This is a genomic window from Autumnicola patrickiae, from assembly GCF_031846525.1.
Lineage (GTDB): Bacteria > Bacteroidota > Bacteroidia > Flavobacteriales > Flavobacteriaceae > Autumnicola > Autumnicola patrickiae.
On sequence record NZ_JAVRHM010000026.1, the window covers coordinates 1 to 13,572 of the forward strand.

General features: G+C 40.0%; 9 protein-coding genes and 2 tRNA genes. 8 read left to right on the forward strand and 3 right to left on the reverse strand.

The annotated features are described in order from the left end of the window. Positions 1-83: 83 nt before the first annotated feature. The 3 genes from RM549_RS16900 to RM549_RS16910 all read right to left on the reverse strand — a co-directional run bounded on the left by RM549_RS16900 (position 84) and on the right by RM549_RS16910 (position 7,539). Positions 84-1,544, reverse strand: a complete 1,461-nt coding sequence (locus tag RM549_RS16900) for a glutamate synthase subunit beta (RefSeq protein ID WP_311686955.1) — start codon at positions 1,542-1,544, stop codon at positions 84-86. Positions 1,545-1,547: 3 nt separating this feature from the next. Further along, on the reverse strand, positions 1,548-6,071 hold the full coding sequence (gene gltB / locus RM549_RS16905; protein ID WP_311686957.1) for a glutamate synthase large subunit: 4,524 nt from the start codon (positions 6,069-6,071) through the stop codon (positions 1,548-1,550). A 325-nt stretch (positions 6,072-6,396) separates the two neighbouring features. Beyond that, positions 6,397-7,539, reverse strand: a complete 1,143-nt coding sequence (locus RM549_RS16910; protein ID WP_311686958.1) for an acyl-CoA dehydrogenase — start codon at positions 7,537-7,539, stop codon at positions 6,397-6,399. 90 nt (positions 7,540-7,629) lie between these two features. Here RM549_RS16910 and RM549_RS16915 point away from each other — a divergent pair, with 90 nt between their 5' ends. The 8 genes from RM549_RS16915 to RM549_RS16950 all read left to right on the forward strand — a co-directional run bounded on the left by RM549_RS16915 (position 7,630) and on the right by RM549_RS16950 (position 13,521). Then, positions 7,630-8,694 (forward strand): anhydro-N-acetylmuramic acid kinase, encoded by a 1,065-nt coding sequence (locus tag RM549_RS16915; protein ID WP_311686959.1) that lies wholly within the window; start codon positions 7,630-7,632, stop codon positions 8,692-8,694. Positions 8,695-8,751: 57 nt separating this feature from the next. Next, complete coding sequence (locus RM549_RS16920) at positions 8,752-9,978, forward strand: Glu/Leu/Phe/Val dehydrogenase dimerization domain-containing protein (protein ID WP_311686960.1); 1,227 nt, start codon at positions 8,752-8,754, stop codon at positions 9,976-9,978. Positions 9,979-10,112: 134 nt separating this feature from the next. Next, positions 10,113-10,814 carry a MotA/TolQ/ExbB proton channel family protein gene (locus tag RM549_RS16925; RefSeq protein ID WP_311686965.1) on the forward strand — a complete coding sequence of 234 codons (702 nt, stop codon included), beginning with the start codon at positions 10,113-10,115 and terminating at the stop codon, positions 10,812-10,814. A 1-nt stretch (position 10,815) separates the two neighbouring features. After that, positions 10,816-11,208 carry an ExbD/TolR family protein gene (locus tag RM549_RS16930; protein ID WP_311686967.1) on the forward strand — a complete coding sequence of 131 codons (393 nt, stop codon included), beginning with the start codon at positions 10,816-10,818 and terminating at the stop codon, positions 11,206-11,208. 1 nt (position 11,209) lies between these two features. Continuing rightward, positions 11,210-12,034 carry an energy transducer TonB gene (locus RM549_RS16935; RefSeq protein WP_311686969.1) on the forward strand — a complete coding sequence of 275 codons (825 nt, stop codon included), beginning with the start codon at positions 11,210-11,212 and terminating at the stop codon, positions 12,032-12,034. Further along, a complete protein-coding gene (locus RM549_RS16940; RefSeq protein WP_311686971.1) occupies positions 12,035-13,255 on the forward strand; it encodes a bifunctional folylpolyglutamate synthase/dihydrofolate synthase in 1,221 nt (406 codons plus the stop codon). A 67-nt stretch (positions 13,256-13,322) separates the two neighbouring features. Beyond that, a tRNA-Val gene (locus tag RM549_RS16945) sits at positions 13,323-13,397 on the forward strand. A gap of 49 nt (positions 13,398-13,446) precedes the next feature. Beyond that, a tRNA-Val gene (locus tag RM549_RS16950) sits at positions 13,447-13,521 on the forward strand. Positions 13,522-13,572 lie beyond the last annotated feature (51 nt).

Here is a 13,572-nt window from a genome sequence, read left to right on the forward strand (position 1 = left end):
CAAATCATTTTTATTTGTCTAAACGAAAAAAGGATCAGCGGTTAACTGATCCTTTTACAATGTATTGCAGAATGTCTTTGTGCTTACACCGCTGGTAAATCCCCTTTTCCTTTTGTAGGGAGTTTGGTGCTTCCCATTAGGAATTTATCTACGTTATATGCGGCTTCGCGTCCTTCGGAAATTGCCCAGACTATGAGTGATTGTCCTCTACGCATATCACCGGCAGCAAAAACGTTTGGTACGTTAGTTTGGTAACTTTCGTCGCCTTTTATATTAGTCCTGTTATCCAGATCAAGACCTAATTGTTCGCTTAACGTTTTTTCTGGTCCAGTAAATCCTAAAGCCAATAATACAAGGTCACATGGCCATTCTTTTTCTGAATTTGGTACTTCCTGAAGTTTAGGTCTTCCGTTTTCACCTTTTACCCACTCTATTTTTACTGTTTTAAGGGCTGTTAGCTTTCCTTCTTTGTCTTTTACAAATTCTTTGGTAGATATACTCCAGTTTCTTTCGACTCCTTCTTCGTGAGAAGAACTTGTTTTTAAGGTGAAAGGCCAGTATGGCCAAGGATTCTCTACAGTACGATCTTTAGAAGGCATTGGCATAATTTCAAAATTGGTCACAGATTTTGCTCCGTGACGGTTAGATGTACCAACACAATCAGATCCTGTATCACCACCACCAATTACAATCACATTCTTCCCTTCGGCATGTAATCTTTCTATGGGTTCGGCCAGACCGTCTACTACTTCATTATTTCTCTTTAGGAATTCCATTGCCTGTACAACTCCTTCGGCATCTGCACCTGGAATTGGTAATGGTCTTCTTTGAGTCGCGCCACCGCAAAGTACGATAGCATCGAATTCTTTTAGTTTTTCGATTTCATAATTGACACCAACATTAGTGTCTGTCAGGAACTCTATCCCTTCTGCTTTAAGAACTTCCAGTCGTCTGTCTATAATATGCTTTTCCATTTTAAAATCCGGAATACCATATCGTAATAATCCTCCAACTTTTTTATCCCTTTCAAAAACTGTAACAGTATGTCCCGCTCTGTTTAACTGCTGTGCTGCGGCTAAACCTGCAGGGCCAGATCCTACTACAGCAACGGTTTTCCCCGTCCTGTGTGTTGGGGGTTCCGGTTTGATCCAGCCTTCTTTAAAGCCTCTCTCCGGAATGTACTTTTCAATCATTTCTATGGCAACAGGAGGTTCTATTATTCCCAGTACGCAGGCAGATTCGCATGGTGCGGGGCATAAACGTCCTGTAAATTCGGGAAAGTTATTGGTACTGTGCAGGATTGTGTTCGCCCTTTTCCACTCGTTCTTATAAACAGCATCGTTAAAATCTGGAATAAGATTTCCTACCGGGCAACCACTGTGGCAAAACGGTATCCCGCAGTCCATACAGCGTGCACCCTGCTCATTTAGATCCTCGTTATCAATTTCTTTTGTAAACTCTGTATAACTCTTAATTCTTTCCGGAATATCATAAGTTTCCTCTTCGACCCTTTCGTATTCTAAAAACCCTCTTAATTTTCCCATTTCCTAAGCCGTTTTAAGTTCTTTTTCCTTCTTCTTCATTTTTTCTTCTTCAATTATTTGTAGTGCCCGTTTGTATTCTTCGGGCATTACTTTTATGAATTTGTTTTGGTTTTCTTCCCAATTGTCCAGGATTTCTTTTGCAAAATCACTTTCAGTATATCGGTAATGGTTTTCGATAAGCTGAAGTAATTCCTGCTTATTTTCTTCAGAAGGCTCTTCAAGATTTACCATTTCCATATTGAAATTATTCGGGTCCTGAACATTATCTGGGTTATATAAGTAAGCAATCCCGCCACTCATTCCGGCAGCAAAATTTCTACCTATACTACCAAGGATAACTGCTATACCACCTGTCATATATTCACAACCGTGATCTCCAATTCCTTCTATTACCGCTTTGGCACCAGAGTTTCTTACGCAGAAACGCTCCCCGCCAATTCCGTTAATATAAGCTTCCCCGCCTGTTGCTCCATAAAGCGCAACGTTACCAATAATGACATTTTCGTTAGATTTAAAAGTAGCTTCCTTAGGTTTTCTGACTGATAATGTAGCTCCTGAAAGACCTTTCCCAAAGTAGTCATTGGTGTTTCCAATAACATTGAGGGTTAAACCTTTTGTAGCAAAAGCTCCAAAGCTTTGTCCTGCAGATCCTGTGAAATTGAGCGTAAGCGTATTTAATGGAAGTCCGTTCTCTCCATGAATTTTCGAGATTTCATTACTTAATATTGCTCCTGTAGTACGGTTAATATTACTAATCGGGAAGTCCAGGCTCATTTTTTCTTTTCGGTATATTGCCGGATGTGCCTTGTTCAGAATTTTGAAATCCAGAACGTTTTCCAGGTTGTGATCCTGCTTTTGTGTACAGTACAGCGGCATATCTTCGTCAATTTTAGGCTTGTAGAGAATTTTTGAAAGATCTATTCCCTGTGCTTTATAATGTTCTATAGCCCTGTTCATATCCAGCTTCTGGCTTTGCCCTACCATTTCATTAATAGTTCTGAAACCAAAGTCTGCCATGATCTGGCGTAATTCCTGGGCAACGAAGTACATGAAGTTAATTACATGCTCCGGAGTTCCTTTAAAGTTCTTCCGTAGTTCCGGATCCTGGGTAGCGATACCAACAGGACATGTATTTAAGTGACAGGCACGCATCATGATACACCCGGAAGCTACAAGAGGAGCTGTTGCAAATCCAAACTCTTCTGCACCAAGGAGACATGCAATTGCAACATCTCTTCCGGTTTTCAACTGTCCGTCACATTCTACAACAATCCTGTTCCTAAGGTTATTTAGCAATAAAGTTTGCTGAGCTTCGGCAATTCCTAATTCCCATGGAAGTCCAGCGTGTCTTAAAGAAGTCAAAGGAGAAGCTCCTGTTCCACCATCGTATCCTGAGATAAGAACCACATCTGCTTTCGCTTTTGCAACTCCCGCTGCAATTGTACCAACGCCAACTTTAGAAACCAGTTTCACATTTATTCTTGCTTCACGATTGGCATTTTTAAGGTCGAAAATGAGCTGTGCCAAATCTTCAATAGAATAAATATCGTGGTGAGGTGGAGGGGAAATTAAACCTACATAAGGAGTAGAGTTTCGGGTTTTCGCAATATCGGGGTTAACCTTGGCTCCCGGTAGTTGCCCACCTTCTCCTGGTTTAGCACCCTGTGCCATTTTTATCTGAATTTCCTGCGCACTGCTCAGGTAATTTATTGAAACTCCAAAACGTCCTGAAGCAACCTGCTTAATGGCACTGTTTCTCCAGTTTCCATCAAGGTCCTTATTAAATCTGTCCGGGTTTTCACCACCTTCACCAGAATTACTTTTTCCCTTCATCCGGTTCATGGCGATTGCCAGGTTCTCATGTGCTTCTTTGCTAATAGAACCAAAAGACATTGCACCGGTTTTAAAACGCTTAACAATCTCTGTCCATGGTTCTACTTCATCTATAGAAATAGGATTTAAATCGCGGAATTTAAACATTCCCCTTAGGGTCATAAGACTTTCTGTCTGTTCGTTTATAGAAGTGGCATACTCCTCATAACTCTTCGGGTTGTTCTGCTTTACGGCTTGCTGAAGTTTTGCTACGCTGGTTGGATTAAACATGTGACGTTCTCCATTTCTCCTCCAGCGGTAATCTCCTCCTATTTCAAGATTTAAACCTATGTCTGTATTTGGAGGGTTAAAAGCAGCATCAAATCTTTTCTGAATTTCTTTTTCAACTTCATAAAGTCCAATACCCTCTATTCTTGTTGGGGTGTTGGTGAAATATTTATTTACGAATTTCTCGTTAAGACCAAGAATTTCGAAAATCTGTGATCCACGATAAGAATGCAGCGTAGAAACTCCAATCTTATTCATAATTTTTACAATACCTTTTCCAATAGCTTTGTTGAAATTCTGCACTGCTACTTCGGGATCTTCAACCGGAATGGTTTTGGATTCTGAAAGGTTGTAGATAATTTCATTAACCATGTACGGGTTAATAGCACTTGCACCGTAACCAAAAAGTAGTGCAAAATGATGCGGCTCCCGAGGCTCTGCAGATTCTATAATGATTCCGAAAGATGATCTTCTTTTATATTTCTTTAAACTGTGATGAACAAAAGAACATGCAAGCAGCGAAGGGATAGGTGCCAATTCTGGTGAAACATTCCTGTCTGAAAGAATAATAGCATTACAGCCGCTATCTACTGCAATCTTGATCTCCTGGATAATTTCATCCAATCTTTTTTCAAGCCCATTCATTCCTTTTTCTGCTTCATATAAAATTGAAATTGAAACAGTGTGAAAATCGGGATGTTCTATATACTTGATCTTGTCAAGATCTTCGTTGGAGATTACAGGATTCTGAATTCTCAGTTTCTTGCAATTCTCCGGGATAATATCAAAAATATTCCTGTCTGCACCTATGGCAAGACTAATGTCTGTTACAATTTCTTCCCTGATTCCGTCTAAAGGCGGATTGGTAACCTGGGCGAATAACTGTTTGAAGTAATTAAAAAGTAACTGAGGCTTTTCAGAAAGTACAGCTAACGGAAGATCTGCACCCATAGAGCCAATTGCTTCCTTACCTGCAGTGGCCATTGGAGTTATAATGGTACTAATATCCTCCAGTGTATATCCAAAGAGCTTTTGTCTTTTAATAAAATCTTCTTTCTCTACAGGAGTCTTGTTTCCTGTATAAGGAACTTCTGCTAACGGAAGAAGGTTTTTATCCAGCCATTTCTTGTACGGAAGTTTAGAAACAATACTACTTTTAACTTCTTCATCACCTAGAATTTTTCCTTCGTTCATGTCTACAAGGAACATTCTTCCCGGTTCTAAACGTCCGTGAAGCTCAACATTTTCCGGCTTTATATCAATTACTCCTGTTTCTGAAGACATGATTACGTAGCCATCTTTGGTAAGTGTATATCTTGAAGGACGCAATCCATTTCTGTCCAGTAGCGCTCCAATATAATTTCCATCTGTAAACGGAATAGAAGCAGGGCCATCCCAGGGTTCCATAATACAGGCGTTGTATTCATAAAAAGCCTTTTTGTCTTCAGACATAGAAGGGTTTTTTTCCCATGCTTCAGGAACCATCATCATAATAGCTTCCGGAAGAGATCTGCCGGTTTGAAGCAGTAATTCCAGGGCCATGTCCATAGATGCGGAATCTGATTTTCCATCCAGCACTATTGGGGTAATTTCTTTTATATCATCACCAAAAATTTCACTTTCAAAAAGCTCTTCCCTTGCTTTCATTCGACTTACATTTCCACGTAAGGTATTAATTTCACCGTTGTGGCACATATACCTGAACGGCTGGGCCAAATCCCAGGTAGGGAAAGTGTTAGTGGAGAAACGTTGGTGTACCAAAGCAAGTTTGGTTACCAGGTCTGGATCGTTTAGATCCTGGTAATAAGTGTTAATATCCTGAGGCATTAGAAGCCCCTTATAAATAATAGTATTGGTAGACATACTGGATAAGTAGAAATATTCTGCTTCCGCCAGTCCGGATTTGTATATTTTGTGTTCTGCAATTTTTCTTGCAGCATAAAGTTTCGCATTAAAAATTTCCGGGGAAATTTCTTCTCCTTTACCAATAAAAATCTGTTCTACAGTTGGTTCAGATAAAGTAGCAATACTACCAAGGCAATTGCGATCAACCGGAACTTTTCTCCATCCAAGGATGCTTAATCCCTGGCGGGTAATTTCCTTTTCAAAAATCTCCTTACATATTCTCTGTTGATTTACAGATTTTGGCAGGAAAGTCATCCCTACAGCATAAGCCTTAAATTCGGGTAAATCAAAATCACAAACTTTCTTAAAAAAATCGTGTGGTATTTCTATAAGTATACCTGCCCCGTCACCTGTTTTGCCATCTGCACTTACTGCGCCCCTGTGTTCAAGCCTAATAAGTATATCAAGGGCTTTGTGTATAATATCATTTGTACGCTTCCCCTTTAAATTACATATAAATCCTGCTCCGCAATTATCGCGCTCAAACTCTGGGGAGTAGAGTCCCTGTTTTTTTGGTGTCATATCCGTCCTTCCTTAAATTAATATTACAAAAATATCTAATTAAGTAAAGAAAATAAAGAGAAGTGACTAAAACAAAATAAGAAATTCTGTATATGGAATTAAAATCCAATTAAATGATAATTTGATATTTATAGAAGCCTCGTGTTATGAGATTCATAAACTTTTCATAATAATTTCGGAAAGAAAAAATAACTGTTTTTGAAGAAATAGCGTTGATTCGCACGATCTATTCCACTTGCTTCTCCTGAAATTTCTGGTAAAAAGTTTCCCGCTTTACGACCAAATGAATGGTTGCAAAGCGGGAGAATTTTAATTACTGAATTGTTTAATCACGAAGGATACTGCGCGAAATCACAATTTTTTGAATTTCTGAAGTGCCTTCGTATATCTGTGTTATTTTCGCATCCCGCATAAGTCGCTCTACGTGGTATTCTTTTACATAACCATTTCCACCATGAACCTGAACCGCTTCCACAGATACATCCATTGCTGTTTTGGAAGCAAAGAGTTTGGCCATAGCACCGGATAAATCATAATTATTTCCGTTGTCTTTGTCCCAGGCTGCTTTCATCACCAGGTGCCGTGCAGCTTCTATGCTCGTATGCATATCTGCAATTTTAAAAGCAATGGCCTGATGATTACAAATTTCGGTTCCAAAAGATTTTCTTTGTTTGGAATACTTTTTTGCAAGTTCGTAAGCGCCCGAAGCGATCCCAAGAGCCTGGGCTGCAATGCCAATTCTCCCGCCAGATAACGTTTTCATAGCAAATTTAAAACCGAAACCATCTTCTCCAATCCTGTTCTCCTTAGGTACTTTTACGTCGTTAAAGTTTAGTGAATGTGTATCACTTCCTCTAATTCCGAGTTTATTTTCCTTTGGACCTATTTCAAATCCTTCAGAGCCTTTTTCAACTATAAAAGCGTTAATTCCTTTATGCTTTTTTTCACGATCGGTTTGAGCAATAACAATGTAAACATCGGCAGAATTTCCGTTGGTGATCCAGTTTTTTGTTCCGTTGAGGATATAGTGATCACCTTTTTCAATGGCTGTTGTTTTTTGGGAGGTGGCATCACTACCTGCTTCGGGTTCTGATAGGCAGAAAGCCCCGAGAGCTTCTCCTGTTGTCAGCTTTGAGAGATATTTTTCTTTTTGTTCCTTAGATCCGAAGGTGTCCAGGCCCCAGCAGACCAATGAATTATTTACCGACATAACCACAGAAGCAGATGCATCTATTTTTGAAATTTCTTCCATGGCAAGAACATAGGCTATCGTATCCATACCGCCGCCGCCGTATTCAGGGGAAGCCATCATCCCGAGGAAGCCAAGTTCGCCCATCTTTTTCACCTGCTCTTTAGGAAACTCCTGCTTTTCGTCCCTCTCAATAACGCCGGGCAGCAATTCTGTTTTTGCAAAATCACGCGCTGCCTCACGAATCATAAGATGTTCTTCTGTTAATTGGAAATCCATATATAATTTTTTTAAGAAAAGATCATTTTTAATACTCAAAGATAACTTTTTGATATTATTTTTCTCATAACATTGAGTATTTTTACGAATATGAAAAAATCGGATTACAAATTGCTAGGAGTCATGTCCGGCACCTCTTTAGATGGGATCGATGTCGCCGTTGTGGAATTCAGTTTCCATGAAAAAATCAATTATAAAATTCTGAAGGCTGAAACTATTCAATATACACCTTATTGGAAGAAAAAACTAAGTGAAGCTATAAATTTTTCTGAAGCAGATCTTCAAGAGTTGAACCTTGAATACACCAGTTATCTTGCAGAGGTTCTCAATAATTTTATCGAAAAGAATAAAGTTGAAGGTCTAGATGCCATTTGCAGTCATGGGCACACCATCAAGCATGAGCCCCAAAAAAGGTATACCCTCCAAATTGGCAATTATCGGCAATTAGCCGAGTTGACTGGCCATACTGTGGTATGTGATTTCCGGGTTCAGGATGTGGAATTAGGTGGCCAGGGTGCACCTCTCGTACCTATTGGTGATCGCTTACTTTTTCCGGAATTTGATTTTTGTCTAAACCTTGGTGGGTTTGCGAATATTTCTACGGAAGTGAATAATCAGAGAATCGCTTATGACATTTGTGCGGTAAATACTGTTTTGAATTTTTATGCTCAAAAACTGGATATGGAATATGACGAAGGTGGTAAAATAGCAGCTTCAGGAGAGTTTAAAGAAGAGCTTTTTAATGAATTGAACCGTCTTAGTTTCTATTCTGAAAAACCACCAAAATCTCTTGGAATGGAATGGGTTAATTCAGAAGTATTTCCGCTTCTGAAGCAATATGAAGATCATATTCCTTCCTTGATTCACACGTACAGCAAACACGTGGCTTTTCAAATTTCCGAAGTTGTAAAATATTCCGAAGGAGTTAAGGTTTTGGTTACAGGAGGAGGAGCGTTTAACGATTTTCTGATTGATGAACTTAAAAAGATCTCCAATGCCGAATTTGTTCTTCCTTCCGAAGCGCTTATAAATTTTAAGGAGGCGTTGATATTTGCCTTTTTAGGGGCATTGCGTTTGAGAGGTGAAAATAACGTATTAAAATCTGTCACCGGAGCGGAAAAAGATCATTCTTCCGGAAGAATATATAATCCATAGAGTAAGATTCGGAATTTCTTTTAAAAAAGTAAATTGGTATCGAATAAAAATCCCACAATGAAAGAATTACTAAAAGTTTATGAAAGCAAAGAGCCTGAAATCGTGTTCAACTGGAAAGATTCAGAAACAGATGCTGAAGGTTGGGTGGTGATCAACTCGCTGCGCGGTGGAGCTGCGGGTGGAGGTACCAGAATGCGCCTGGGACTGGATCTTAATGAGGTTTTATCCCTGGCAAAGACCATGGAAGTGAAATTTACCGTTTCAGGACCTGCTATTGGCGGTGCCAAGTCGGGTATAAACTTTGATCCTAAAGATCCACGTAAAAAAGGAGTGCTCGAACGTTGGTATAAAGTAGTCTCCCCGCTACTAAAAAGTTATTACGGCACAGGAGGGGATTTGAATGTGGATGAGATACATGAAGTTATCCCGATTACTGAAGATTGCGGAGTGTGGCATCCACAGGAGGGTGTCTTTAATGGCCATTTTCGACCTTCGGAAGCAGATAAAATAAACAGAATAGGTCAATTGCGACAGGGAGTAATCAAAGTTCTTGAAAATGTTCGGTTTTCACCAGATGTTAGCAGGAAATATACGGTTGCAGATATGATTACAGGTTTTGGGGTTGCTGAAGCGGTAAATCACTACTATAAAATATACGGGGGCGATATTTGCCAAAAAAAGGCAGTCGTTCAGGGATTTGGAAATGTAGGTTCTGCCGCTGCTTATTACCTCTCGCAAATGGGCGTGAAGATTGTCGGGATTATAGACCGGGTTGGTGGCCTTATAAACGAAAACGGATTCAGTTTTGAAGAGATTAAAGAATTGTATTTGACAAAAGACGGAAATGTGCTGAGGCATCCGGAGCTTATCTCTTTTGAAGAAATAAATAACAGGATCTGGAACCTGGAAGCTGAAATTTTCGCGCCTTGTGCCGCTTCAAGGTTAATTACCAAAGATCAAATAACAAGGATGATCAATTCCCGGCTGGAAGTAATTTCCTGTGGGGCAAATGTTCCTTTTGCCGACAAGGAAATTTTCTTTGGTCCAATTATGGAATATGCCGATGAGCGGGTAAGTGTAATTCCCGATTTTATTTCAAATTGCGGAATGGCCCGTGTTTTCGCCTATTTTATGGAACGCCGGGTGCAGATGACAGATGAAGCAATTTTTAATGATACTTCCATGACCATAAAAAATGCCATTCAGAATACATTCGACAATAATAGCAGCAGGAAAAATATCAGTAAAACCGCTTTTGAAGTTGCTCTAAAGCAATTAGTTTAGAACAATAAATGAACTGTTGACAAGAATTGTTGGTACTCTCCTTTAAAATATTAGAAGCTGCCTTTAATTTTGCTAAATTTGGCGGCAATTAAATTTCTTTTATCACGTTACATTAAAAAACCTAATTAAATAGTATGTTAAACTTTTTTCAGCAGGACGGTGTTGCAGATGCAATGCAGGAAGCAGAACCGATAGTAGAAGAAAAAACCCTTTCGTTATTTGATTTAATGTTTAGCGGAGGCCTTGCAGGTACCGTAATCATTGTGATCCTTTTTGTTCTTCTTTTTGTTGCAGTATATATTTACTTTGAAAGGCTCTTTGCAATTAAATCTGCAAGCGAGGTAGATAAAAATTTCATGTTGCAGATAAAAGATAATGTACTTAACGGCAATATAAAGGCAGCTAAGATGCGCTGTTCACAGACGGACTCTCCGGTGGCGCGCTTAACTGCAAAGGGAATTTCCAGAATTGGAAGTCCGTTGGAAGATATTAACACGGCCATTGAAAATGCAGGAAGGCTGGAAGTTTATAAGCTTGAAAAGAACGTGAGTATCCTCGCAACAATTGCAGGAGCAGCACCTATGATAGGGTTCCTTGGAACAGTAATAGGTATGGTAATTGCTTTTCATGAACTGGCTACCAGTAGCGGACAAGCACAAATGGGAGCACTGGCAGAAGGTATTTATACTGCGATGACAACAACAGTTGCCGGTCTTATTGTAGGTATTATTGCTTATATAGGCTACAACCATCTTGTGGTGAAAACAGATAAAGTTGTACACCAGATGGAAGCTACAGCGGTAGACTTTCTGGATCTTTTAAACGAACCTGCTTAATATGAATTTAAGAGGAAGAAATAAAATTAGTCCCGAGTTTAGTATGAGCTCAATGACAGATATTGTTTTTCTGTTATTGATATTCTTCATGCTAACCTCGCCGGTAATAACTCCTGAAGCTTTAGACCTTATCCTGCCAAAAGCGAAAGGCAAAACAACCAGTAAACAAACACTGGCGGTAAGTATTACTAAAGATCTTCAGTTTTATATAAATGACGAGAGGATTAGCCAAAGCTCTTTGGAGAGTATTCTGAAAACCAGGCTTTCGGGAGAAGAGAATCCCACCATTATTTTAAGAGCTGAAGAAGGCGTTCCTATAGAGAAAGCTGTAAATGTAATGGATATTGCAAATAGAAACAGTTATAAAATCGTATTGGCGGTAAAACCTGAATAAAATGGCAATGTTAAACACAAAACACGAAAAGAAGTCCCTGACGATCACGGTGATCCTGCACGTGTTGTTGATATTGCTATTGCTTTTCTTCGGATTCACTTACCTGGATCCGCCACCGGAAAATGGGATCGCCATTAATTTTGGTACATCTGAGGTTGGTTCGGGAACCGAGCAGCCAACAGAGCCTGTGAAGTCCGCTCCCCAAACTTCGAGTCCGCAGGTAACTCCTCCGGAACCTGAAATAAAGGAAGAAGTGGTAACTCAGGATATTGAGGAGGCACCGGTAATAGAGGAGAAGAAGAAAAAAATTACTACTCCGGTAGAAACTCCACCAGTAGAAAAACCAAAGGAGAAAGAACCACCTAAAAAACCGGAACCAAAACCAGACGAGTCTACCACCAATGCGATGAACAGCATTTTCAACGGTCCGGAAAGGGATGGAACACAAACCGGAGGCCAGGGAAATGATAATGTTGCCGGGGATAAAGGGGATCCCAACGGAGATCCTAATGCCAGTAAATTTTACGGCAGCGGCACAGGTCTCGATGGGGATGGGAATTACCGCCTGGGAGGTAGAAGAGCCGAGAATAAAGCAAAGATTACCCCAGATTGTAATGAATCAGGAAAGGTCGTGGTGAGAATAGAAGTAGATCGATCTGGTAGAGTTATTAGTGCAGACCCCGGAAAGCAGGGGACTACGAACAGTCATCCGTGCCTGATGAATCCAGCCAGGGAAGCCGCTTTGGCAACCCGGTTTAACAGTGATCAGGAGGCGCCTCCAAAACAGGTTGGTACTATTATATACGATTTCCAATTATCTGAATAAGTGAAGACCTATAACGAAACTGTTGAGTGGATGTTTCGGCAGTTGCCGATGTACCAGCGCATAGGGAAATCGGCTTTTAAAAAAGATCTTACCAACACGCTTAAACTTTCGGATCATTTAGGCAACCCTGAAAAGAAATTCAAATCTGTTCATGTTGCCGGGACCAATGGAAAAGGTTCCAGCAGCCATATGCTCGCATCTGTTTTTCAGGAGGCCGGATACAAAGTAGGCCTTTACACTTCGCCACATCTAAAGGATTTTCGGGAACGCATCAAAATTAACGGAGATCTGATTGATCAGGAAGAAGTGGTTCGTTTTATTGAGGAAAATCAGAACTTTCTGGAGGAAAACCAACTCTCTTTTTTTGAAATGACTGTGGGAATGGCTTTTGAATGTTTCGCGCGGCAACAGGTAGATATTGCTGTTGTTGAGGTAGGGATGGGAGGAAGACTGGATTCTACCAATATTATTACTCCGGAAATTTCCCTTATCACCAACATAGGCCTGGATCATACAGCTTTTCTGGGGACAACTAAAGCAGAGATTGCAGGTGAAAAGGCCGGGGTCATTAAAAAAAATATTCCGGTGGTAATTGGAGAAAGGGAAAAAGAGACTCAGCAGGTGTTTTTTTCTATAGCAGAAGAAAAGCAGTCGGAGTTATTTTTTGCTGAAGATTTTAAGTTTCCGAAGTACGAAATAGATTTAAAGGGCAATTATCAGAAAAAGAATTTAAGATCTGTCCTCGCGGTAATTAAGGTTCTTAAGGAGAAGGGCTGGAAGATTCCTGATGCAGCTGTTTTAAGAGGCCTGTCGCATGTAAAATTAAACACAGGACTCCGCGGAAGATGGGATGTTTTACAGCAAAAGCCGAAAGTTATTCTGGACACTGCACATAATGAAGAAGGACTTAAGGTGGTGTTTACTCAAATTAGAAAAGAAATATTTAATCAATTACACATTGTTGTGGGTGTTGTAAACGATAAAGACTTAGCTAAAGTGCTGCCGTTATTTCCGGATAATGCAGTTTTTTACTTTTGTAAACCGGATGTTCCAAGAGGACTTGAAGCTGAAATTTTACAGGAAAAAGCGAAGGAATTTTCCCTGGAAGGGAGAGTATATAATTCGGTTACAGATGCTTACGAAGCCGCTCTGGAGCTGGCTTTAGATGAGGATCTGATTTTTGTGGGAGGTAGTAATTTTACTGTCGCAGAAATAATTTAAATTTTTAAAGAAATTGTTTTGGTGAATTGAAAAAGTAGCCTATATTTGCATCCGCAATCAAGAATAAGGGCGCGTAGCTCAGTTGGTTCAGAGCACTTGGTTTACACCCAAGGGGTCAGGGGTTCGAATCCCTTCGCGCCCACAACAAGTAAAGGCTTCCGATTTCGGGAGCCTTTTTTGGTTAAAATAAAGGGTGATTAGCTCAGTTGGTTCAGAGCACTACCTCGACAAGGTAGGGGTCACTGGTTCGAACCCAGTATCACCCACAAATAAATTTTACGAAACCCTACAGACGCTAAGTTTGTAGGGTTTTTTTA